The following is a 22943-nucleotide window of genomic DNA, read 5'->3' as shown; positions in this document are numbered from 1 at the left end:
CATGCCGGTATGGGTGCGGCCTACTGTCCTGTCTGGGGTCGCGCCCATACTTGCTTGTGATCCTGTAATCAAAATTTCACATCCATCGACGCAACAGAAATTGCAGGTAGGTATATTCAAGCAATCCCCAGATATTGATCACAATCGAGAGCAGGATAAGTCCCCACTCGTACCAGCGCAACCTGGTATGAAAGCCCATCACTGCCAGAACAAAGGCCAGCGGCAAGATATCGACGAAAAAGCGATAACCGAACTGGAACCAACCCGTGTTGAAATACAGCAGATGGGCTACCAGAGGTAAAACAGCGCCAGCCAGCAGGCTCCAGGCCAGATAGCTTCGGGGACGCACCACAAAGGTGCGCACCATACTGTAGAGCGCCGGCATGGTCCAGAAAATGCCGGTGCCAACTGGATTAAAGAGTACAAAGGGCGGGCTAAGCATAGGCATGGGCGGCTCAATCAGCATATAGTAAAAATTCGTTGTCAGGAAATGCACATTAAACTGTCCGTATTGATGCAGCCCATCGGCCACGCGTGGGCTTACATTCATGCTTAGATAGCCAAAATCCAGCCAGGAACCAAAACGCAGCAGGTTATAGAAGAGCATCCCCACGACAAAAAGAGCCAGCACCACACCAAAGGTAGCGTACTTCTTCAACATGAGCCAGGTCTGGCGACGTTCTTCCAAAAAAGTCAACAGGAGATAGCAGGGAAAGATCAGCAACGCGGTACTCCGCGAGAGCGCGGCAAAGCCAAGCCAGCAAGCTAGTAGCCAGCTACGGCGCTTATCTAACAGTTCCAGTACATACAGCAAGAGGAAGGTGGTCGCGATAACGTGGGCCAGAAACCAGACGCTTGCCTGCATAGAAACGTACAACAACTCGGTGCCAAACACAAAAAACGCCAGCAGCCAGGCTACACTGGAGAAAGAAAGCTTCACAACCCCCTGCTCGACCAGCCGACGTAATACCAGAAATGCGAGTACGATATTGGCGATGCCGAATGTAAATTCAACACCTACCGACATGGCGAATTGATGGCTGTAGTGAAAGATCGCGACCAGTGGTAGAAAAAAGACCGCCGGCAACGGCGGAAACGCCACATACCAGTGTCCATGCCAGAATGTATAATCACCCGCATCGTGAGGAGGCGGCGCATTTACATAAAGATGCCCTTGCAGCCAGCCATTGGCAAGGTAGATAAAATGTTGACCCGAGTACACCTCTGGTGCAATAGAGAAACTGATAGCGGGTGCCGCTTCATGCGGATGGTGCCCAATAGGAAAGCGCGCATGCACAAAATGAACGCAAAAGGTCAGTAGCGTAAAACCGGCGCAGACCAGAATAATAAGCACAAGGGCACGCCATGAACGGAGAGAGGGTGAAGCAACGCGTTCCCTTCGAGTTGTCAAAGGAACGGCGCCTGTCTGGCTACCTGTCGCATCCGAGCGGATCATAGCGTGCGCGTTACTATCCATGCAATCGCTCGCCGCGGGAATTAAGCGGATTGGCGCTGGCGCAGTTCCGCGGCCAGCTCATATTTGTTGGCGAAGACCCTGCCACCGCAATAGATGTTGTATCTGCTGAAAGCCGAGGGCGTCTCGCGCTTCAACCGCTCCTGGACGGCTGGTTTAAAAGCCATCTTTGAATGGTACCAGGGCTCAGGCAATGGGGCATATGCCAGTTCCCCTACCCAGGCGGGTACAGGAAGCTCATATTTCTGGCACAGATATTCAACGGAGGCAGCACAAAAGACAGCCCAGCGATGCTCGTCTTCCGTTGGCTCCGCTGGCTCCTGGATGGGATCTTGCAATAATTCTAATTTGCGATCTGGATAATTTCCGAAAAAGTCGTTCATGAAATTACCCAGGGGAAGCCATGGTTCGGCCCCCTCACAGATCTCTTGATAAGAAACTGAGATTGTCTGCAGTTCAGTACATGTCTTCATTGGCCACCTTGTTTCTGTTGATCGTCTACAGGTATTGTAACATGCGAAACAAAAAATTTGCAGTGGGCGCACATACGAATATCGATCATCGAAGCGCGTATACGCGGTCTCCAGCAGATTCCACGCGGTTAAAATAATTCGTCCAGAGTATCCTGAAATTGATAGTGATCCTGCCAGGCGGTATCAGGTATAAAGCGATCGACAATTTCCTGCGCCTGTTCCCGTGTCGTTATCTGCAACTGCTTGAGTAGGGCCTCAATGTCAAGCATATCTTTCGGGCGATAGACCATCAATTTGAGAGCCAGGATATATTCCTTCGAAGGCAAGTATACATGCAGTTTTTTATATTCATGCCATAACGTAGCTCCCGGATTGGGCGCCATATCGCGAATAAAATAGGCCACATCGTCATTGATCCAGGTCCGCTTCATCTGATGCTTTTTCGCAACAGCATTCACAGCCGACTTAAACGCCTTGGTTTCAGGAGTTGGATTCGTTGAGCTATCACCTTCGATATCCATCAGAACCACATCTACATCTTCGGTGGACTCACGGTTGGCAGCCAGCAGTAACATTGCTACCCCACCCACGATCATCACGCGCACCGGCGACTGAAAGCCGCGCCGCTCCAACTCATCACCTAATTCCTGCAAATATTTCTCTATTTCTTGCCGCTGCATAGATCCACTTTCTCCAACATAACCAGCCTTAAAATATCATTATTACTTTACCACACTTCATGCCTGCTTAGCGATAACCATGGATATGATTCCATATACAATAAATGTGAGATTGACCCAAAGAGAGCCAATCTCACAGTATAAAGGTAGCTGACAGTTATTGATCAGGATGGCTGGCGGTCTGACGTAGCGCGGATGATAGCACAGAGCGTATCTAACACCCGGTCAACAAGTTCTTCCTCAATTACCAGTGGCACGAGGATGCGCAGAACGTTGCCATATAGGCCAGCCTTCAGCAGCAGAATTCCTTGCGCGCGAGCCTCTGCGATAATGCAGTCTACCAGTTCGGGAGCGGGCTCTTTAGTCTCAGGATGGCGCACCAATTCGAGCGCGATCATCATGCCCAGGCCACGCACATCACCAATGGACGGCACCTCTTGCTGGAGCGTCAGGAAGCGTTCGCGGAAGCAGGCTCCCAACGCGACAGAACGAGATAAAATCTGCTCCTGCTCAAAAACATCGAGCACGGCCGGGCCAGCCGCGCAAGCGATCGGATTGCCGGCATAGGTACCTCCCAATCCACCTCCAGCTGGCGCATCCATCACCTCAGCCCTGCCAATAACACCAGAGAGGGGGAACCCACCTGCCAGACTCTTGGCGACCGTGATCATATCGGGAATCACACCGCTATGCTCAATGGCAAAGAACTTGCCGGTACGCCCAAAGCCGGATTGAATTTCATCCGCGATCAACAAAATACCATGCTCAGTTGTAATGCGCCGCAGCTCACGCAAAAAATCGGCCGGGGCTACCACGAAACCTCCTTCACCCAACTCAGGCTCGATAATCACGGCCGCTACCTGGTCCGCCGTTACACCGGTCTGGAAAAGTTCTTGCAAGGCCTCCAGGGACCGTTCACTGCTCCATCCCCGATATTCGTAAGGATAAGGCGCGTGATACACTTCGGGGGCAAAAGGTCCAAAGCGCTGCTTGTAAGCGGAAGCCTTGCCCGTCAGGCTCATGCCGAGCAGGGTGCGACCATGGAAGCTGTGGGTAAAAGAGATGACGGCTGGCCGCTGCGTTGAGGCGCGAGCAATCTTAATCGCGTTCTCAACAGCCTCAGCACCTGTCGTCAGAAAGATCGTCTTCTTGGGATCGGCACCCGGCGCCAGCGCGTTCAGGCGTTCGGCCAGGCGTATATATGGCTCATACATCACAACCTGAAAGCAGGTATGGGTAAAGTTCGCCAGTTGATCCTGCACCGCTTGCATGACCCGTGGATGATTATGACCTATATTGAGAACTCCGATACCGCCCACAAAGTCCACATACTCTTTCCCATCGATATCCCAGAGGCGTGCCCCCTGCGCCCGCGCCGCAAAAATTGGATGCGCGTTGGACACGCCTCGAGGAACATGTTGCTGTCGAAGATCTTGCAACGCTGCTGTACGCGATTGATTGCTGAGCATACCGTTTTCCCCACCTTCGTATATATTCTAGCTATTTGACCAGACTTGTTTATTAGCAAATATAAACAAAGAAGCATTTTTATGCAATAACATTCAGTATGACAAAGAAGACCCTCACGACGGCCTGCCTCCGATGCCTTGCCGTAGCGTTGACAACACGAATCGAGAGGCATCGCGCGGCGCCGTATACCCTTCAGAGATACTTTCCCAGGCCATAAACAGCATGGCGGTAATCGTATCAATAATCCAGCGCGTAGGCAGGTCGTTACGAAACGCGCCTTCACCCTGTCCACGCTGAACCAGGGCTTCAAACTGTCCTAATAAACGGACCTCCCTGGCTTTGAAATCTTCATCGCTATTGTCAAAGGGCCAGGCCCCGATCAAAAAATGGAAGCGATGTCCAATGGGAACCAGCGCCAACACGAGGTTTTCCAGCGATTCTAAGGCTGGAACCTGCCCCATATGGCTGATCGCTACAATCTGCTCAATTTCATCAAAACAACTGGCAATCAGGGAACGCAATAGTTCTTCCCTGCTTGCATAATAGCGATGCAGCGTAGTACGACCAATGCCGGCAGCCATAGCAATATCATGCATCGAAGCAGCATTATTGGAAATAAGCGTTTTTATCGCAATATCCTGGATAGTCTCTCGATCCATGGCCATAGATCTATATCTCCTCTGGAACTACGACGTCCCAATTCAAACTTACATGTTCACTGACGTTGAGAAAAAAACAACGTATATACAAAAGTATACACGTTGAGATAACAAAAAAAATCACACCTGGTAGTGCCAGAGCAGGTTAACGCGATACGTTCCGGCACTACCAGGAACCTGCATCAGGGGACAGAATGAATGTGCGAAAGAACCGACACCAGGCCTGTAACGGCGGATCCCCAGATCAGTAAAAAAAAGAAGACGGTGAACCCAACAAAGAGAAAAAAACAAAAATAGTACAAAGCCGATTTCGCGATAGGTATGACAATGGTATCCCTGCACAAATGCCAGAAGCCCGAAAACTGCTGTTTCATTCCCTTGACCTCATATGTGCTAACCATCGCACTACAACCACATCTATCGTCCAGAGATAAAGGATCTGGACTCATATTTTGAGACGATTCAGCACAATGTCTGGTATCAGAGTTTTAGATTTTGCAAAAATCCGAAAAAACAGGAGCAAGGGACTCTCAGGGGCGGATCACCCCTGAGAGTCCCTTGCTCCTGTTTTTTCTCTTGTGGCGCCGCTGCAGCGGCGCCACAAGAGAAAAAGAAATGATAGCTTTAGTCATCGATGCGCACGGTAGAAACGGACCAGCCATGCAAAAAACCATGCCAGTTGAGGGTGATATGCGCGGTACAGGTAACCTTATCCGCATATACGATCGGATACGTCACCGTACCGTCATTCCACGTGGAGGCTTTTGTCTGTAGTAAGCGAATGTGACGATTTACGACGATATCACTCGCCTGCGCGCTCACTTTTCCACAGGGCGGAACTGTATTTGAAGATTGGAACTGATACGAATTATTGATATTTACCCAGCCTTGTATGTCCAGTGAGGGCCGATAGTAATACATATAATTGAGGCCAAAGCCTGCCAGGGCCAGAACAACGATACAGAGGGCCACATAGCGCTTCAGCATCGTCTCGATGGGATACGAAGCGGTCGGGGTAGCTTTGATCGGCAGAACAAGGGTGTGAGCCACGCGATCTCCGACGCGTTGGAAGCCATGGGAGAGACAGCAGGAGAAAAGGCCAATAATATAACACAAAGGCAGCATGTCAAGAAAGCGTAGCAGATTACGCCACAAAGATGCCAACCAGGTCAGGCGTTCCCCTCGCATACCGGTAACATGCAGCCCGAACAACAATTTGCCGATAGTGGTGCCGAATAAAGTTTCCTGCACAAAGAAATAGACAAAAGCGATCAAATATAGCCAGACGGGGTGAATGAAAGGGATGCCCCCAAAGGCCAGGCTAAAACCATCTCCATCAAACGAATAATTGTTGCCTGAAGCGGGATCTACGACGCCAAATATTGCACTGCTCCAGATTTGAAGACTGCTAAGAATGATGAAGTCAATGATAGCCGCGCCAACGCGCGCAAAAAATACACGTATCCTTATTGCTGGGGGACCGGATTTTGTGCCAACCACACCGTCAATTTGCATGAGTGCTCTCTTCTATGAGAAATTCTTAAATAGATGTCTGCCAATCACATTGCTGCCTCCTTATTATACTAAAACAGGCAAGCATTTTAGCCATTGGACCCCAACATGGCACCACCAGATATTCCGGTGGTCGGCCTGAGCTATCGGCATAATAAGAAGGCCATGCCAGCTCAAACAATGCGCCCCGTCGCTACGGAGACACTGCGCAGTTCGCCCTCGCGTTCAAGTAGCAGGGTATGACGCTGTCCCGGACTCCCGCGCAGTGCATCCACCGCCATCGACAACGGCAGGCCCGTCATTTTCAGGCCGTTAACCTGCAACAGACGATCCCCCACCCGTACTGATCGGCGTACGCAGGCATAGTTTCCATCCGAGATTGCGGCGATACGATAGGAGCTATCGGCATTGAGGGCCAGCGTCAATCCCACCATATCCATATCATATGGATATGCATCATCGTTCCATTCCCAGTAGGACATCGCATGCATATAATCGATCTCGATCCTGAATTGTCTGAGCACGTTGCCAGCCAGGGCTCCCATCATAGGGGCGCTCATATGCTTCAAGTGAGCCTCCTCACATGTGCTACCAGGGTGAGAGACGACGGTGATATTTTTGAGTAATACCGAACCCAGAGTCATGAGTGGGACCCGCATCATCGTGGCGTGCTCTTCTCCAGGTACACCCATGTTGGCGGCTCCCACCGCGCAACTGGCCCGGGGCCAGGCGGGAAACTGCCGCACCCATTTGCCCATCACGCCATCAGATAGCATGGTACACGAGGCTCCTGTATCCAGCAGCAAGCTATACTGCTCACCGCCAATGGTGGCTTCAACGCATGGAAAATAACTATTGGGATGGAACGAGATAGGCACCGGCTCGCCGCGCGTAGCCATGGCGCTGCCAGGCGAAAGTGAAAAGGTGCCCATTGTATAATCCAGAAGCACGCAGTAACGCGACAGCAAAAAGCCTGGCAGAATACCATTCAGATCTTCACCAGGAAAAAGGGAAGACGTTCCTACCGCCATTAACGCAGATATCTGCGCCAGTTCAAGCTCGCACGGTCCAACCAGCAAACGCGGTGGACGCACACGACGAAAAATATGCTTTCCCAGACATGATACGGCCTCATCCTCAAAAACCAGCTCTAAATCCCGAGCCAGGGCTTCGGTGAGGATGAGCGCCCCCCCGGCAGTGTCAACCAGAAAACGCGCTTTACGTATGTAGCCACAATCGGTGCGGACCTCAAGTTCCACGAAAGGCCGATCGTGTGACAGGTAAAGCGAGATACATCCATGCTGTTGTACAGTCATTTATGGCTCCTTTGCACAACAATGCCTCATAAAACATGCTATGAACACTTTATCTTGCCATAATACACAATTTAGTAGCACAACAACAAATACCTGGAGGGCAAAGTACACAATTGTTAACAGGTGAGTCCCTCGATTAGCACAGACATTCTATTACACGGAAGATAACACGCAGAGGTATCACATAGTTGAAGGGGATTGCACAAATAATGTAAAATCTGTCATAATAGGGGTTTAAACAGCCTCTTTCCTGTCATTATTATAATACAATTGTCAATCCCCGCGCATCGTTCATTTGGACATTGTTTAAGAAATTATTTGCAGTTACAATAGCCCGGCACTTTACGTGCGCTTTTGTTGAATGTTGTCGCATATCACCTTCATCAGGAGGAGTCGATGCACGTCTTTGGCAAGCGCTACCTGTTGCTCTTAAGCATGTACCTCAAGCCACAATGGAAAAGCGTTTTATTCTTAACCCTCTCACTATTGATCAGCATTGGTCTGCAGTTGCTTAATCCACAGATATTGCGCTATTTTATCGATACCGCGATCTACCATGGCGCAAACAATTCATTGATCGCCGCCGGTCTCCTGTTTATCGCTGTGGCCCTGGCCCGGCAAGGTATCTCCATTGCCAGCACCTATCTCAACACCAATGTGGCATGGACAGCCACCAACCAGCTACGCACCGACTTGGTCGCCCATTGTCTCTCGCTGGACCTGGCCTATCATACATCCCGTACGGCAGGAGAGATGATCGAGCGCATCGATGGAGACGTCAATGCCCTGACCAATTTCTTTTCACAGTTCGTGATTAACCTGCTCACCAGCATGCTGCTGCTACTCGCCATTCTCGTCCTCTTCTTCACCATCAATGCCTGGGAAGGACTGGCGATGGTTGCCTTCTCTGGCATCGCGCTACTCATTCTCATGTATCTGCGCCGGCGTGCGGTTCCTCTCTGGAGAGAGAGTCGGCAGATCACCACCGCCTTGTATGGTTTTCTCAGTGAAAGGCTAAATGGAACCGAGGATATTCGTGCCAATGGGGCCACCGGTTACGTACTGCATCGCTTCTATCTGCTGCTGCGCACATGGTCGCCCATTTTTCGTCGCTCGATGGCGGCGGAAGCCACCATGGGTATCATCACCCTGTTCCTCTTTGTGCTGGGCAGCGTCCTCTCCCTCTCTATCGGGACAGCCCTATGGATGCAGCGAGCAATCACTATCGGGACCGTCTATCTGATCTTTTCCTACACCGATCAACTCTCACAGCCGATTCAACAGATTCAGCAGCAACTCCAGGACCTGCAGCAGGCCGAGGCATGCATCAGGCGCATCGAAGGGCTGCGCGAAACGCGCTCGGCCCTGATTGATGGAGAGCAAGAACTACCTCCCGATGGAGCACTCGACATTACTTTTGACAACGTCACGTTCGGCTATGTCGCGGATGAGCCAGTATTGCGGGAGATCTCATTCCACCTCGCGGCTAGGCGTGTGCTGGGCATCGTTGGGCGCACGGGCGGTGGCAAGAGCACGCTGTCCCGCCTGCTCTTTCGCCTCTATGATCCCCAGTCCGGTGAAATCCGCATGGGTGATCATCCCCTGCCAACCCTGCAATTGCGCTCGCTGCGCCGTCACATCGGGATGGTCACGCAGGAGGTGCAGATCTTCCATGCCAGCGTGCGCGACAACCTGACTCTCTTCAAGAGCACAATTTCAGACGAACAGATCAAGCAGGCCCTGGCTGAAGTTGAGATGTCCGGCTGGCTGTCAACCCTTCCAGATGGGCTGGATACCATCATAGGGGCAGCCGGAGAAGGATTATCGGCGGGCGAGGCTCAGTTGCTCGCCTTCGCGCGCATCTTCCTAAACAATCCAGGCATCATCGTTCTGGATGAAGCCTCATCCAGATTGGACCCGGCTACCGAGCAGCGGATTGAGCAGGCTATCCATAAACTGCTGGCCGGACGTACCGCGCTGGTAATCGCACATCGCCTGAAAACCATCCAAAGGGTTGATGACATCTTGCTGCTGGAAAACGGGCGCATTCGTGAATGGGGAACACGAACAGAACTGGAGAAAGATCCCGACTCACACTTTTCACACTTACTGCAGACAGCCCGGGAATCCGACACCTCCATCGCCAATCAGCCGGAGCTGGCGACCGATAGAGACTAGGAAGGACAGCACAAACGATATGAAAACATACCAGTTTATCGGCCGATTGATCCGCTATCGCTCCTGGTCCTATATCGGCTCTCTGTGCGGCGACATCAGCTTCTATGTCATAGGACGGCTGTTATTCGGATTGATTCTGCAGGCCTTTTTTAATGCGCTCAATACGCTGGCCCATAGTGCCAATCACGCCAGCCTGCTACCATGGTTGCTGCTTGGTGCGCTGGCATTAGCGGCTCTGCTCAGGGCCACCATACAGGCCGCTTCCCTCCCGGCAACCATGACCTGCATCTTCAATACCAGTGCATTGCTACAGAGAAATTTATTGCGCTACCTCCTCCAGAGGCCCGGTGCGCGGGCCATTCCGGGGTCCGCGGGCGAGGCCATCAACTACTTCCGGGATGACGTCGATGCCATCGACGGACTGTTTGGGCAGATCGCCAACATGGTGGGACTGGTCTTCTTTATGCTACCGGCGGCCATTATCTTGCTGCATATCGACGTTCTGATTACCCTCTGCGTCTTTCTGCCGCTCTTGCTGGTGGTGGGCATCGCTCAGATCATGCGACAGAGGCAGCATCAGTTGCGCGCCGCCAGCCGAGAGGCCACGGGACTGCTGACAGGAGCCATCGGCGAAATCTTTAGCGCCGTCCAGGCCATTCAGGTGGCCGGCACGGAAGACTCGGCGGTCGCCTACTTCAGCCGGCTCAGCCGCGTACGCCAGCGACAGATACTGAAAGATACTGTTTTCTTCAGCGTCCTGCAGTCGGTCTTTGGCAACACGGTCGGCATCGGCACCGGACTCATTCTGGTGCTGGCGGCGCTCTATCGTCACCTCAATCCCGGTGATATCGCCATCTTCATCTCATATCTGGGAACCATTACCACCTTTATCGTCTCCACCGCCTCCTTGCTCACCCAGTATACCCAGGCCAGGGTGTCGCACCAACGGCTGGTATCGCTCCTGCAAGGCGCCGATGAGGAGATACTGCTCAATAGCGATCCACTCTATCTCAAACAACCTGTACCCGAGCTGCAGGTAACGGTTAAGACAGAAAAAGACAGGCTAGAGTTGCTCACCGTCAACAATCTCACCTATCACTATCCCGATACCGGACGCGGCATCGCTAATATCAGTTTTCAGCTGCGACGCGGCACCCTTACCGTGATTACGGGGCGCATCGCAGTCGGCAAGACAACACTGGTGCAAACGCTGCTGGGGCTGCTGCCGATGGACGACGGCGAGATCAGCTGGAACGACCAGCGCGTCCTCAATCCGGCCAATTTCTTTGTGCCACCACATAGCGCCTACACGCCCCAGTTGCCACATCTTTTTAGCGATACACTGGAAGAAAATATCCTGCTCGGTCTTTCGCCCGACCAGGTAGATATCTCACAGGCTCTGCGCCTCGCGGTACTCGAGCCTGATGTCATCCGGTTGGAACAAGGGCTGCAGAGCATCATCGGCACGCGTGGCGTCAAGCTCTCAGGGGGACAGGCGCAGCGCACAGCGGCCGTCAGGATGCTGGTCAGAAACTGTGAATTGCTCGTCTTCGACGACATCTCCAGCGCCCTCGATGTAGAAACCGAGCACCAGCTCTGGCAACGCTTGCTGGCACAGCATCAAAACACCTGCCTGGTCATCTCGCACCGCAAGGCAGTGTTGCAGCAGGCGAACAACATTATCGTTCTCAAAGCTGGTCAGATTGAAGCCATAGGCACACTAGCGGAGCTCCTCACCACCAGCGAAGAGTTCAGGCATATCTGGCACGGTGATTTCGAGCAATAAACACCTGGCGAAATGTCAACAAACCACCCACACAGCGGATGCTGCATTACATGTGTACGTATACGTATACGTACACATGTAATGCAGCATCCGCTCAAACCAGCGTCTCAAGCCATTGTATATGAGGAAACAGACATATCATGGGTCGTATGTGCGCTAATAATAACCTTGAGGTAAAAAAAGCAACAAGCAACAATAAAGACTATATATGGCGTACAAAACAATGCTATACTTTTATCAAGCAATTACAAACAATGCCATGTTTACTTGCTCCTACCGTATGGATACCTGTTGCTCCATCGCTAAGCAGAAAAAAGGAGGATCATGATGAATAATTCTGCAACGCTACAATCATTTCCCCAGCATCGCCCGGTTACGCTTGCACGTCGAGGGGTGGTGGCTGCGCCACATTACCTGGCTGCCGAGGCGGGCCTGGATATACTGAAGTCGGGAGGCAACGCGATAGATGCAGCCATCGCGGCCAACGCAATGCTGCAGGTCGTTTATCCGTTTGTGTGCGGACTGGGGGGCGATATATTTATGATGATTTATGAAGCCTCCAGCGGCAATGTGTATGGCTTAAACGGCAGTGGCCGCTCGGCGCAGGCAGCCAGTATCGAACGGTATCAGGAGTTGGGGCACAAGACGATGCCGACCTTCGGTGTCCACACCGTGACCGTGCCGGGCTGTGTCAGTGGCTGGGATGCCGCCTCGCAGCGCTTCGGTCGGCTCGGGCTGGCAAGATCGCTGGAAGCGGCCATATCTTACGCCGAAGAGGGGTTCGCCATTGGGCCGGGATTGCATAACGCCTTGACCACGATGAGCAAGCGGGACGATGTACACGCCTCCTGGCATCGGCATTTTCTGCCTGATGGTACGGTGCCAGAGGTTGGCAGCATCATGCGCGTCCCCACGCTGGCTCAGACGTACAAAACGATCGTGAAAGAAGGGCCGACCAGCTTCTATAATGGATCGATTGCCGCCGCGATGGCAGAGTTCTTCGAGCGTGAAGGGGGACTGATTACACGTGAAGATCTGGCCGCCCACCAGGCAGACTGGGTTACGCCGCTCAGCGTCCCATTCGCGGGCTTACGTATATATGAAATGCCACCCAACACCCAGGGCGTCACCGCGCTCCAGATGTTAGGCATACTCGATCAATTGCCCCTGGGCAACAATCCGCTGGCCCCTGAAACGGTTCATCCGGCCGTCGAGGCAAAAAAGATCGCCTTTACCGATCGGGCCGCGTACCTGACCGATCCCACGCACATGCGCGTTGATCCCGCCCAATTGGTAAGCCCTGCCTATCTTGACCAGCGCCGCCCCCTGGTCGATCTACAGCGTGCTCAGACCTTCACGGCAGCCGGCAGTTTCACAGGCGATACTATCTATCTCTGCACGGCCGACCGCGAAGGGAATATCGTCTCGCTGATCCAGAGCAACTACATGGGCTTTGGCAGCGGCCTGGTAGTTGATGATCTGGGTATCGTACTGCAGAATCGCGGCGCTTATTTCTCACTTGATCCAATGGCCGCCAATGCACTGGCTCCCCGCAAACGCACCTTACATACCTTGATCCCATCGCTGGCCCTCAAAGATAACAGGCCCGCCATGGTGTTTGGTACCATGGGAGGTGATGGACAGGCGCAGACCCACCTGCAGGTCTATACCGCCAGCGCCCGCTTCGGTTTAAATATGCAGCAAGCCATCGAGATGCCGCGCTGGATACATGGCTCGCCCTATGGTGGCGTCGAAGAAGCCCTGCTGGTTGAGGATCGCTTCCCGGTGGCAACACTGGAAACACTGCGCCAGATGGGGCATACCATCCAGATCGGAGACCTGTGGATGGCGACCATGGGCTATGCTCAGGGCATCATGTTTGATCCTACAACCGGGGTCATGCAGGGAGGCTCAGATCCACGCGCCGAGGGGATCGCCGCCGGCTGGTAGATCAACAATAACGAATAAAGTACTTTTTATCCCCTCTTTTTGCGCCGGAGGAGCAAAAGGGATATACTGCACTTTACACAATAATATTCTAGTGGAGAAAGATTATGGCTGCCAGCGCTGCCCGGCCCTTGAACATCTTTATTTCTTATGCAGAGAGAGATAAAGAGTTGCTGCGAGACCTGGAAAATCATCTCGCCACTTTGAAGCGACAGGGACTGATCACGAACTGGCAGCAGCACGACATACACGCAGGCGAGGAACGGGAAAAGGCCGTTATGCAGCATCTAGAAGCGGCCGACATCATCTTTTTGCTGATCAGCGCCGACTTTCTGGCCTCGGATCACTGCTCCAGTGTTGAGATGGCGCGGGCGATTGAGCGGCATAAAAAGCGCGAGGCGCGAGTTGTACCAATCATTCTGCGTCCCTGCGACTGGCAGGGCAGCCCATTCGAGAAAATCAAATGCCTGCCGAGCAACGGACTCCCCATCACCAGATGGCAAGATCGCGACACCGCTTTCTTCGATGTCGTCACCGAGCTACGCAAGATCATTGAAGAGCTCAATCAACGACCTCTCGTGACACCAGACACTCAGATCCTCATCCTTATTCCATACGAGCGCAATTTCTTTTTTACCGGTCGCGATGAAGTGTTGGATCGTCTTCATACCTCGTTTCAGACCATAAGGGCACAGGCAATCAGTGGATTGGGCGGCATCGGCAAAACACAGATCGCCATCGAGTATGCCTACCGCTATCAGGACGAATATCAAACCATTTTATGGGCACAGGCGGATTCGCGCGAAACATTGCTGGCTAGCATCGATGAAATCGCCCAGCAACTGAAGCTGCCCGAGCGCCAGGAATCCAATCAGCCCCTCCTGCGGCAGGCATTCAAGCGCTGGCTCCAGGAACATGCAGGCTGGCTACTGGTGCTGGATAACGCGGATGATCTCGCACTGGTGCGTGATATACTTCCGACCGCAACCAGGGGACACATTCTGCTGACCACGCGCACCCAGATCCTGGGCACGATTGCCCGCCGGGTAGAAATCGAACAGATGGCAGGCAACGAAGGAGCGCTCTTCTTGCTCAGGCGTGCCACCTTGCTCGATGTAAATCAATCGCTTGACAGCATAGCTCCTGCGCAGCGCCAGCTGGCACTTGAGATTGTTAAGCAAACAGGTGGCTTGCCCCTGGCGCTTGACCAGGCGGGGGCATACATCGAAGAAACCAGATGCACACTTCGCGAATATCTGACACTCTACCAAACGCGATTAAGCGAGCTGCTCAGGCGCCGCGGCCAGAATGTGCTCGATCATCCCGCGCCTGTGACCACCACCTGGTCGCTATCTATCGACAAAGTGCAACATAAAAATCCAAAGGCGCTGGAGATCCTTCGCTTATGCGCCTTTCTCGATCCCGATGCCATTCCACTGGCCATCCTTAGCAAAGGCGCCCGGCATCTAGGACCGGATTTAGAGCAGCTTGGTCAGGACACTATCGCGCTCAACGATGCGCTGGCCGAACTGCTCCGTTATTCACTCATCCAACGTAACCTCAATCAAACCTTGACCATCCACCGATTGGTGCAGGCGGTTCTCCTGATGGCAATGGAAACGGAAACGCAACGTACATGGGCCGTACGCATCGTGCGCGCATTCAATCGACTCATCCCTCGCATCCACTACGGCAACTGGCCACGCTGCTTCGCTCTACTACCCCATGCGAAAAGATGCATTCACCTGATTGATCGCTGGCAGATGGAGTCCACCGAGGCGGCCACCCTGCTCAACTGGACAGGCCGGTTTCTAGCTGAACAGGCTACCTATGCGGAAGCAGAGACCTATCTCCAAAAGGCGCTGGCAATGAGAGAAAAGATCCTGGGTCCTCGCCACCGCAGCACCATCAGTAGCATCAATAACCTGGCCCGGCTTTACCATAAACAGGCCAAATATACGCAGGCCGAGCCGCTCTACCAGAAGGCTTTGGAGATTAGCGAACAGACCAGACAACGCAATATGCGTAACATCACCACCAGCCTGCTCAACCTGGCACGCCTGTATAGTGACCGAGGCAAATATACACAGGCCAGGCCGCTGTACCAGCGAGCACTCAGCATCAACGAACGGGCATTTGGCACTGATCATACAGGCAACGCTATCATTCTTAACCATTTGTCCAGCCTTTACCGCTACCATGGAGAGTATGCACTAGCCATCGAGTGCGCCCGGAGAGCGTTAACTATCCGAGAACATGTCCTGGAGTCTGATGACCTTGATATTGCCCAGAGCCTGAATTATCTGGCCCGTGTCTATCATAACCAGAAAGCATACGCGCAGGCGGAAGAGCTCTACTTGCGAGCATTGAACATTCTTGAAACAAAACTAGAGCCGGGCAACCCATTAATCGCGATCAACCTGAATTACCTGGCAGAGCTCTATGGCGACCAGGCTCAATACGAACAGGCTGAGCGGTTAGCTACGCGAGCCCTGGCAATCCGAGAGGCGATCAGTCCCAATCATCCTGATACCACCCTCTGCCTCAGCAATCTCGCCGGCCTCTATCATCAGCAAGACCAAGACGAGCTTGCCGAGCCCCTGTTTAAGCGAGCGCTCTCCGCGTGCGAACAGGTCCTTGGGTCCAAACATCCCATCACGGCCAGAAGATTGATCAGCCTGGCCCAGTTGTATCATGATCAGCAGAAGTATCAGCAAGCAGAACAGCTCTATCGCAGGGCGTTGGCCGTCGATGAACAATGCCTGGGGCCTGACCATCCACATGTTGCTATGGACCTGAACTACCTGGCCCTGCTGTATCATGCCATGGGACGCTACCAGGAGACAGAGCACTTATTCCAGCGTGCCTTTGAGATTTGTACCCACCTGAACGCCAACCATCCATTTAAGCTTGTCATCGATGAAAGTTATCACAGCCTCAAAACCTCACCCTCCCCCCATCATCAGGTCAGACGTATCGGCTGGTAGCACCGCGTAAAAGGATATCATGAGGACAGGTATCATACGTGGGGAGCACAATCATGCCTGTTAATCTGATAATTCGATCACAGCCCGCGTAGCTTGACAAGGATGATAAACACCCATAAAATGGCCAGGGTAACCCTGAATTACCCGCAGAATCCAGCAGAAACCGGGAATAGCCTGCGGATTCCAGCGGCATGGAGAAGAAGAAAATGTTAAAAGAAGAGCGCCAGCGCTATATCGTGGATCGTTTACACCGCGAAGGCAAGATTCTGGGCACCGACCTGGTCATGCAGCTAAAGGTATCTGAGGACACGATTCGCCGCGATCTCAATGAACTGGCGGAGGCCGGCATCCTGCAACGCGTGCACGGCGGCGCGCTCCCTCGTGCGCTCTCTTCTTCGTACGAAGAACGTCTACAGACCAGCACTGGTGCCAAGGTTACAATTGCCAGGGCCGCCGCTGACCTGATTCATGATGGGCAGGTCATCATTATGGATAGCGGCACCACCGTGCACGAAATTGCCAACCAGATTCCCCCCAACCGGCAGGCTACCGTTATCACCAACAGCATTCCGGTCGCCGCCACGCTGGCCCTGCATCCCCATATTGAGGTCCAGGTACTGGGCGGGAAATTAAAGAAAGACGCCCAGGCCATGATCGGCGTCCCGGTTATCGAGGCCCTCAAACAGATCCGTGCCGACCTCTGCTTCCTCGGCATCTGCAGCCTGCATCCCGAGATCGGCATCAGCATGCCAGATATGGAAGAGGTCTATACCAAGCGCACCATGATCGAGCAGGCGGCAGAAATCGTGGCCGTCAGCGAAGCCAGCAAGCTTGGTACGGCCGCCCCCTACATCGTCGCCTCCATCACCGCCCTCACCTATCTCGTCACCGACACTTCCACCGACGATAAAAGCCTTGCACCATACCGGCAACTGGGCATCCAGGTTATCCGAGCAGATTGATATGTCAATTATCGAGAATAATCTGAAGCCAGCTTTGAGGCTTCTGGTTATTCAGCCCGCGTGAAAAGAATATCCTGAGCGCCCTCCCAGAGCACCAATCGTCCGAGATCGTGTAGTTGCTCTGAGCCTTCGATAATGGTGAGAAAGTGGTTACCCGCCAGTTGTCCCATCTTGCTGGCAAAACAGGTGCTGCCATAGGGGAAGAGGATCTCGGTCTCGCTATAACCTCCAGGATATAAGAGGATCTGACCCGCGCCTGGATGGCTGGTGTGGTTCTCAAAACCCAGTCCAACATCCAGGTCCCCCAACGGAATCCAGGCGGACTCACCACTCCAGCGGGCCTGGATGATCTTATTGCGAAATGGCAACAACCGGCTAAAGGCGGCACAGGTCTTGGGCGCCATCTCATCTTCCATGCGCGCCACAAACTCAAAGGGGCCAGCAATAATCTTTAATCTCTGCATCTTATGACCGCTCCTACTCTATACGGCATATCATTCAGCCGTCCTGGTATTTAAGGCATTCAGGACGCGCTCAGGCGTCATAGGGAGTTGATCGAGCCAGGCGCCGGTGGCCTGGTGGATAGCGTCCGCGACTGCGGGCGCGAATGGGATCAGGGGCATTTCAGCCACGCCACGCGCTCCATAGGGTCCATGAGGATCAGCCAGTTCTAGCACGATAGGGACGATTTCGGTCGGCATGTCCAGCACAGTAGGCAGCAGGTAGGTGCTGAAGTAAGGAGTAAGCACGCGCCCCTGCTTCATCTGGAAGTTCTCGATCAGCGCGTAGCCCAGCGCCTGTGCCAGGCAGCCCTCAATCTGACCGGTGACCTGCTGCATGTTAATGGCTTTCCCCACATCGTGTACGCTGATAATGCCCAGCACCTGCACCTGTCCGGTCAGCGTATTTACCTCGACTTTAACGGCCTGGGCCGTATAACCATAGCAGTAGTTGGGAACACCGCTGTAGGTCACTGGATCAACAGCCGTGGTGTGGGGAGCGCGGTACTGCACGGTCGCCTGAGCCTGATAGTCGTCAGTGTAGCTCCACCTGTTGCGGGCTTCCTGCGCGGCATCCTTGACGGCACGCCCTCCCATAAAGGTCATGCGAGAGGCCGAGGCGCTCCCGGCGTTGGGGGACTCGCTGCTATCGGTGCAGATCATAGTCACTTTATCAAGTGGCAATTGCAGGGTTTCAGCGGCGATCTGGCGCAGTATCAGGTGTGAGCCTTGACCGACATCGGCCGCGCCGACGCGCACCTCGGCGCGCTCCAGTTCCGCCTGACCAGACACCTCAACCGTCGCGGTGGCCTGCTCGGGAAATCCAAAGGAATAGCCCACGTTCTTGATGCCACAGGCGATACCGATCCCCTGCTTCAAATATCCCTCATTGCTGGCTACAGGCTCTCCATATCCCCAGCGGCTCCTGGCTTCGGACAGACAGCGTTCCAGCACAGGCAGTGCGCTGACGCCAGCTGGCAGGGGTCGCTGCGTAGGCTCGATGCTTCCCTCGCGGTAGATATTGCGCAACCGTACCTCGGCGGGATCCAGGTGCAGGGCTTCAGCCAGCCTGGCTAGCATCAGCTCACTGGCGAACTGGGCCTGTGGCGCGCCAAAGCCACGGAAGGCGCCGGAGGGAATGTTGTTGGTATAGACCGCGTAGCCATCCACGGAGATATGCTCGATCTCATAGCAGCCGCAGGCAAACAGCGCAATATCTTTGACGACTTCGATGCTGGTGGAGGCATATGCGCCGCCATCGGCGATGATCGTGGCTTCAACCGCCGTGATCGTGCCATCGCGTTTGCCGCCCCAGCGACAGGAGATGGTGACGGGATGGCGCTTGTGGTGCCCGATCATCGATTCCTCGCGGGTCCACACCAGGGCCACCGGACGACGTACTTTCCAGGCCGACAGCGCCAGCACATGCTGCATCGAGAGGTCCTCTCGTCCACCAAAGGCGCCCCCGATGGTCGCGTAGCGCATCACCACCTGTTCTTCTGGCAGCTGAAGCATCTGCGCGATCTGGCGCCGATCCTCGTGCATCCATTGTCCGGCGGTCTCTAACACCAGGCGCCCCTGATCATCGATATAGGCGATACCAGCCTCTGGCTGCAAAAAGGCGTGCTCCTGCCAGGTGGTGGTAAATGTTCCCTCAACGACTGCATCAGCCTCCACCAGAGCTCGGGGCACATCTCCTTTGCGCAGTGGGAAATGGAAGAGCTGATTGGTGCCACGGGTCTCATGAACCAGGGGAGCATCGGGCGCCAGGGCCCATTGTGGGTCCGTCACCGCCGGCATTTCCTCATATTCAACGGCCACCAGCTTTGACGCCGTGATAGCCGCCTCTCTGGACTCGGCCACCACCAGCGCGACCTTATCTCCTTCGAAGCGCACCACATCCTGGCAGAGAACCGGCTGGTCGGCCTCGATCAGGCCAAAGGCATTGTAGGGCACATCCTGAGCGGTCAGAACAGCAATAACGCCGGGGGATGCCTGGGCTTCGGCGGTATCAATGGAGAGAATGCGGGCATGGGGACGATGGGCAAAGACAACCTGTGCATGCAGCATCCCAGGCCGAACGAGGTCGGCGGGATAGCGAGCAGCACCTGTTACTTTCCCCAGCGCGTCGGGGCGCGCGATGGATGCACCGATCAATTCAGTCATACAAGTGTCCCTCCTTGCTGCTCTCCCACACTCTGCACCGCCTCCCAGATCTTGCGATAGCCGGTACAGCGACAGATATTTCCGCTCAATGCCGCGCGGATCTGCTCCATTGAAGGCTGCGGATATTCAGCCAGCAGCCTGGCACCAGACATTAACATACCAGGAATACAGTAGCCGCATTGAACGGCCGCGTGATCGATAAAGGCCTGCTGTAAAGGGTGAAGATGCGCTTCATCGGACGATAACCCTTCAATGGTGGTCACCTCGGCGCCATGGGCCTGTGCCGCCGGTACCAGGCAGGACATCACCGCCTGCCCATTCAGCCAGACGGTGCAGGCGCCACACTCGCCCTCGGCGCACCCTTCCTTAGTGCCAGTTAAACCGGCATCTTCACGCAAGACATTCAACAGAGTCTTTTGATGTGCTCCACTCCATTGATGCGCCTGTCCATTCACAGTGGTTTCGATCCGCTCCACCAGGGGCGCGACACGACCCTCATTATTCCATGGTGTTTCCAGTGATACAGGGGACCGCATCCAGGATGCGGGTTCCTGTGGAGTGGCCAGGCGCCGCAGGCCATCCTCCAACAGGGTTGAAAGCGTTCGCAGACGATACGTCGCTGAGGAGCGTACATCATCTATCGGACTGGCATCGTGCGCGGCCAGCCGCGCCGCTTCCCGGCATAGCTCCGGCGTCAGCTGTTTTCCGGCCAGAAATGCTTCACTGGTGCGAGCATGAATGATGGTGGGCGCCAGACAACCCAGGGTGATCTGGGCCTCATCAACCCGCTCCTCGTCCCCCAGCGTCAGGAGCAGAGCCAGATTGATGACCGAGATAGCCTGCGCCCGACGCAGACCTAATTTGATAAACAGGCCACGCTGCTGCTCGGACATGCGAGGGAAACGGATCTCACGCAGCATCTCACCCGGCTGAAGGATCGTGCGACGCACACCCGTATAAAACTGTTCTAGCGGTACACTACGTTCGCCATATGGATTGGTTAAGATGACCCGCGCATTCAGAGCGAGCAGGGGCGCGATGGTGTCATTGGCGGGCGAGGCTGTCACCAGGTTACCAGCAATCGTTGCGCGCGTGCGAATAGGCGGCGCTCCCACTTCCCAGCATGCCTGCGCCAGGGGGAGCGCGTAGCGGCGGCACAGCTCAGACATGATGACGTCGTTGTGGGTAGCCAACGCCCCCAGCACGATCTCATCATGCTCCTCACGCACATATTTAAGCTCACGCAACTTACTGACATCGATTAATGTCGTAGTTGGCTTTACTCCACGCTGCAGTTCAACCAGCACATCGGTCCCCCCCGCGATAATACGGGCTCGATCCCTATGCTCCCATATAAGATCCAGGGCATCTTCTAATTGTACAGGTTGCAAATAGGTCTGCCACATAGGCATTCAACTTTCTACTGTAACGCATACCACAGCTCTAAATACAGTCTATTCTTAACAACCCCCATTCAGTGGTAAAGGTTTCACCAGCTGACCAATAGGAGGACTGACGATCTTGCCATCCAGAAAAATGGTCTGGCCGCGAACCAGGGTGCGCACGATGCGACCGCGAAACGTGCGTCCCAGATAAGGGCTATACGGATGCCGGTAAAAGAGGTGATGAGATTCCAGTCTATACGAACCGGTGAGATCGACCAGCGTCAAGTCAGCATCGCAGCCAACTTCTAGCCGCCCCTTCTGCGCGGGCAAGTTAAAGCGACGCGCCACGAACTCTGAAGTCGCAGCCACGATCAGTTCCAGGGGCAGATGGCGCCGGTGATAGCCTTCGGTAAGCAATAACGCCAGCAACGATTGACAACCTGAGATACCACCCCAGGCCTCGAAGAAGTCCGCGCGCTCCTTCATCTCAAATGGGGCCGGCGAGTGATCTGAAGCAATCATGGGCAGGGTACCAGAAAACAAATGCTGCCATAATGCAGCCTGCTCGGCCAGTGGACGCAATGGTGGCGCGCACTTGGCGACCACCCCCAGTTCTTCCATATCTTCCCCAGTCAATACCAGGTAGTGTGGACAGGTCTCGCAGCTCACGTCTACGCCCCGCGTGCGCGCGCTGGCCACCAACCGCACGCCACGTCCCGTACTAACGTGTACGATATGTAATGCACAGCCTGTTTCTTCGGCAAACAGGATAGCACGCTCGATCGCCTCCAACTCGGCCAGTACCGGTCGAGACGCCAGATAGTCTCGCACACCCACGCGCCCTTGAGCACGCGCCTGGCGAGCCAGTCCCGCTGTCAGCTGATCATTTTCCGCGTGTACCGCCACCAGTTTGCCAAGTCTGGCTGCCTGCTGCATACCCAGGTAAAGCGTCGCATCGTCCACCGACTGAAAATCCTCGATGCCGCTACTGCTCATAAAAGCCTTGAAACCCACCACACCACAGGCTGCCAGAGCAGCCAATTGTTCGAGATTAGCGGGCACCAGTCCACCCCAAAGGCCAAAATCAACGTAAGAGGAGGACTGCGCGGCCGATAGCTTCTCGCCAAAGCTGTCGGCATCCAATGTCGGTGGATGCGCATTGAGGGGCATATCAAAAAAAGTGGTTGTCCCTCCCGCCGCCAGGGCTTTTGAGCCCGACGCAAAGCCTTCCCAGGTTGTCCGGCCAGGCTCATTAAAATGCACATGAGCATCAATAACACCAGGAAATATATGGAGATTGTGCGCGTCAATAACCGCCTGCACGCTACCATTCAATTCAGGAGCAATCGCCACGATACGTCGATCAGCGATCGCCACGTCAGCACTACGTACACCGCTCGCCGTCACCAGTGTTCCACCTCGAATCACGAGATCGTAAGCTCCCATGG

At 54.3% G+C, this 22943-nt stretch carries 16 protein-coding genes; 5 read left to right on the top strand and 11 right to left on the bottom strand.

Annotated features, from left to right (window positions below; genetic code table 11):
• Nucleotides 1-76 precede the first annotated feature (76 nt).
• The 7 genes from KTT_RS33850 to KTT_RS33820 form a co-directional block, all read right to left on the bottom strand.
• Nucleotides 77-1354, bottom strand: coding sequence for a hypothetical protein (locus KTT_RS33850; protein WP_126602365.1), 1278 nt, complete (start codon nucleotides 1352-1354; stop codon nucleotides 77-79).
• 143 nt (nucleotides 1355-1497) lie between these two features.
• Nucleotides 1498-1947 carry a hypothetical protein gene (locus KTT_RS33845; RefSeq protein ID WP_126602364.1) on the bottom strand — a complete coding sequence of 150 codons (450 nt, stop codon included), beginning with the start codon at nucleotides 1945-1947 and terminating at the stop codon, nucleotides 1498-1500.
• Between the two features lie 128 nt (nucleotides 1948-2075).
• Complete coding sequence (locus tag KTT_RS33840) at nucleotides 2076-2627, bottom strand: DUF6036 family nucleotidyltransferase (RefSeq protein WP_126602362.1); 552 nt, start codon at nucleotides 2625-2627, stop codon at nucleotides 2076-2078.
• A 164-nt stretch (nucleotides 2628-2791) separates the two neighbouring features.
• Entirely contained in the window at nucleotides 2792-4096 is a 1305-nt protein-coding gene (gene gabT / locus KTT_RS33835) for a 4-aminobutyrate--2-oxoglutarate transaminase (protein WP_126602360.1), read from the bottom strand.
• A 114-nt stretch (nucleotides 4097-4210) separates the two neighbouring features.
• On the bottom strand, nucleotides 4211-4762 hold the full coding sequence (locus KTT_RS33830) for a TetR/AcrR family transcriptional regulator (RefSeq protein WP_126602358.1): 552 nt from the start codon (nucleotides 4760-4762) through the stop codon (nucleotides 4211-4213).
• A gap of 618 nt (nucleotides 4763-5380) precedes the next feature.
• Nucleotides 5381-6271, bottom strand: coding sequence for an RDD family protein (locus KTT_RS33825; protein ID WP_126602356.1), 891 nt, complete (start codon nucleotides 6269-6271; stop codon nucleotides 5381-5383).
• A gap of 170 nt (nucleotides 6272-6441) precedes the next feature.
• Nucleotides 6442-7584 (bottom strand): PDZ domain-containing protein, encoded by a 1143-nt coding sequence (locus KTT_RS33820; RefSeq protein WP_126602353.1) that lies wholly within the window; start codon nucleotides 7582-7584, stop codon nucleotides 6442-6444.
• Nucleotides 7585-7980: 396 nt separating this feature from the next.
• Between KTT_RS33820 and KTT_RS33815 the strand changes: the two genes are divergently transcribed.
• From KTT_RS33815 to KTT_RS33795, 5 genes are all read left to right on the top strand, one after another.
• Nucleotides 7981-9762: an ABC transporter ATP-binding protein gene (locus KTT_RS33815; RefSeq protein WP_126602351.1), complete on the top strand. Its 1782-nt coding sequence runs from the start codon at nucleotides 7981-7983 to the stop codon at nucleotides 9760-9762.
• 19 nt (nucleotides 9763-9781) lie between these two features.
• Nucleotides 9782-11548, top strand: coding sequence for an ATP-binding cassette domain-containing protein (locus KTT_RS33810; RefSeq protein WP_126602349.1), 1767 nt, complete (start codon nucleotides 9782-9784; stop codon nucleotides 11546-11548).
• 324 nt (nucleotides 11549-11872) lie between these two features.
• Nucleotides 11873-13498 carry a gamma-glutamyltransferase gene (gene ggt, locus KTT_RS33805; RefSeq protein WP_126602346.1) on the top strand — a complete coding sequence of 542 codons (1626 nt, stop codon included), beginning with the start codon at nucleotides 11873-11875 and terminating at the stop codon, nucleotides 13496-13498.
• A 104-nt stretch (nucleotides 13499-13602) separates the two neighbouring features.
• Nucleotides 13603-16482 carry an FxSxx-COOH system tetratricopeptide repeat protein gene (gene fxsT, locus KTT_RS33800; protein WP_126602344.1) on the top strand — a complete coding sequence of 960 codons (2880 nt, stop codon included), beginning with the start codon at nucleotides 13603-13605 and terminating at the stop codon, nucleotides 16480-16482.
• 206 nt (nucleotides 16483-16688) lie between these two features.
• On the top strand, nucleotides 16689-17444 hold the full coding sequence (locus KTT_RS33795; protein WP_126602341.1) for a DeoR/GlpR family DNA-binding transcription regulator: 756 nt from the start codon (nucleotides 16689-16691) through the stop codon (nucleotides 17442-17444).
• A 47-nt stretch (nucleotides 17445-17491) separates the two neighbouring features.
• On the opposite strand, the gene KTT_RS33790 is transcribed toward KTT_RS33795, so the two are convergent.
• From KTT_RS33790 to KTT_RS33775, 4 genes are read right to left on the bottom strand one after another with little or no spacing between them, the layout of a single operon-like run.
• Entirely contained in the window at nucleotides 17492-17908 is a 417-nt protein-coding gene (locus KTT_RS33790) for a DUF3830 family protein (RefSeq protein ID WP_126602339.1), read from the bottom strand.
• Between the two features lie 30 nt (nucleotides 17909-17938).
• Nucleotides 17939-20110: a xanthine dehydrogenase family protein molybdopterin-binding subunit gene (locus KTT_RS33785; protein ID WP_126602337.1), complete on the bottom strand. Its 2172-nt coding sequence runs from the start codon at nucleotides 20108-20110 to the stop codon at nucleotides 17939-17941.
• Nucleotides 20107-21516 (bottom strand): FAD binding domain-containing protein, encoded by a 1410-nt coding sequence (locus KTT_RS33780; RefSeq protein ID WP_160146332.1) that lies wholly within the window; start codon nucleotides 21514-21516, stop codon nucleotides 20107-20109. Before KTT_RS33780 ends, KTT_RS33785 begins: the two co-directional genes overlap by 4 nt.
• A 54-nt stretch (nucleotides 21517-21570) precedes the next feature.
• Nucleotides 21571-22941 carry an allantoinase gene (locus KTT_RS33775; RefSeq protein ID WP_126602333.1) on the bottom strand — a complete coding sequence of 457 codons (1371 nt, stop codon included), beginning with the start codon at nucleotides 22939-22941 and terminating at the stop codon, nucleotides 21571-21573.
• Between the last annotated feature and the right edge of the window lie 2 nt (nucleotides 22942-22943).

It is taken from the genome of Dictyobacter aurantiacus (assembly GCF_003967515.1).
GTDB lineage: Bacteria > Chloroflexota > Ktedonobacteria > Ktedonobacterales > Ktedonobacteraceae > Dictyobacter > Dictyobacter aurantiacus.
Note: the sequence above shows the minus strand (reverse complement) of the source record. Positions and strands in the feature narration are given on the sequence as shown.

Bases quoted from the DNA above. Each gene is read 5' to 3' on its own strand.
- KTT_RS33845 (WP_126602364.1), bottom strand. From the start codon at position 1,947: ATGAAGACATGTACTGAACTGCAGACAATCTCAGTTTCTTATCAAGAG.
- KTT_RS33840 (WP_126602362.1), bottom strand. From the start codon at position 2,627: ATGCAGCGGCAAGAAATAGAGAAATATTTGCAGGAATTAGGTGATGAG.
- gabT (WP_126602360.1), bottom strand. From the start codon at position 4,096: ATGCTCAGCAATCAATCGCGTACAGCAGCGTTGCAAGATCTTCGACAG.
- KTT_RS33830 (WP_126602358.1), bottom strand. From the start codon at position 4,762: ATGGCCATGGATCGAGAGACTATCCAGGATATTGCGATAAAAACGCTT.
- KTT_RS33825 (WP_126602356.1), bottom strand. From the start codon at position 6,271: ATGCAAATTGACGGTGTGGTTGGCACAAAATCCGGTCCCCCAGCAATA.
- KTT_RS33820 (WP_126602353.1), bottom strand. From the start codon at position 7,584: ATGACTGTACAACAGCATGGATGTATCTCGCTTTACCTGTCACACGAT.
- KTT_RS33815 (WP_126602351.1), top strand. From the start codon at position 7,981: ATGCACGTCTTTGGCAAGCGCTACCTGTTGCTCTTAAGCATGTACCTC.
- KTT_RS33810 (WP_126602349.1), top strand. From the start codon at position 9,782: ATGAAAACATACCAGTTTATCGGCCGATTGATCCGCTATCGCTCCTGG.
- ggt (WP_126602346.1), top strand. From the start codon at position 11,873: ATGATGAATAATTCTGCAACGCTACAATCATTTCCCCAGCATCGCCCG.
- fxsT (WP_126602344.1), top strand. From the start codon at position 13,603: ATGGCTGCCAGCGCTGCCCGGCCCTTGAACATCTTTATTTCTTATGCA.
- KTT_RS33795 (WP_126602341.1), top strand. From the start codon at position 16,689: ATGTTAAAAGAAGAGCGCCAGCGCTATATCGTGGATCGTTTACACCGC.
- KTT_RS33790 (WP_126602339.1), bottom strand. From the start codon at position 17,908: ATGCAGAGATTAAAGATTATTGCTGGCCCCTTTGAGTTTGTGGCGCGC.
- KTT_RS33785 (WP_126602337.1), bottom strand. From the start codon at position 20,110: ATGACTGAATTGATCGGTGCATCCATCGCGCGCCCCGACGCGCTGGGG.
- KTT_RS33780 (WP_160146332.1), bottom strand. From the start codon at position 21,516: ATGTGGCAGACCTATTTGCAACCTGTACAATTAGAAGATGCCCTGGAT.
- KTT_RS33775 (WP_126602333.1), bottom strand. From the start codon at position 22,941: ATGGGAGCTTACGATCTCGTGATTCGAGGTGGAACACTGGTGACGGCG.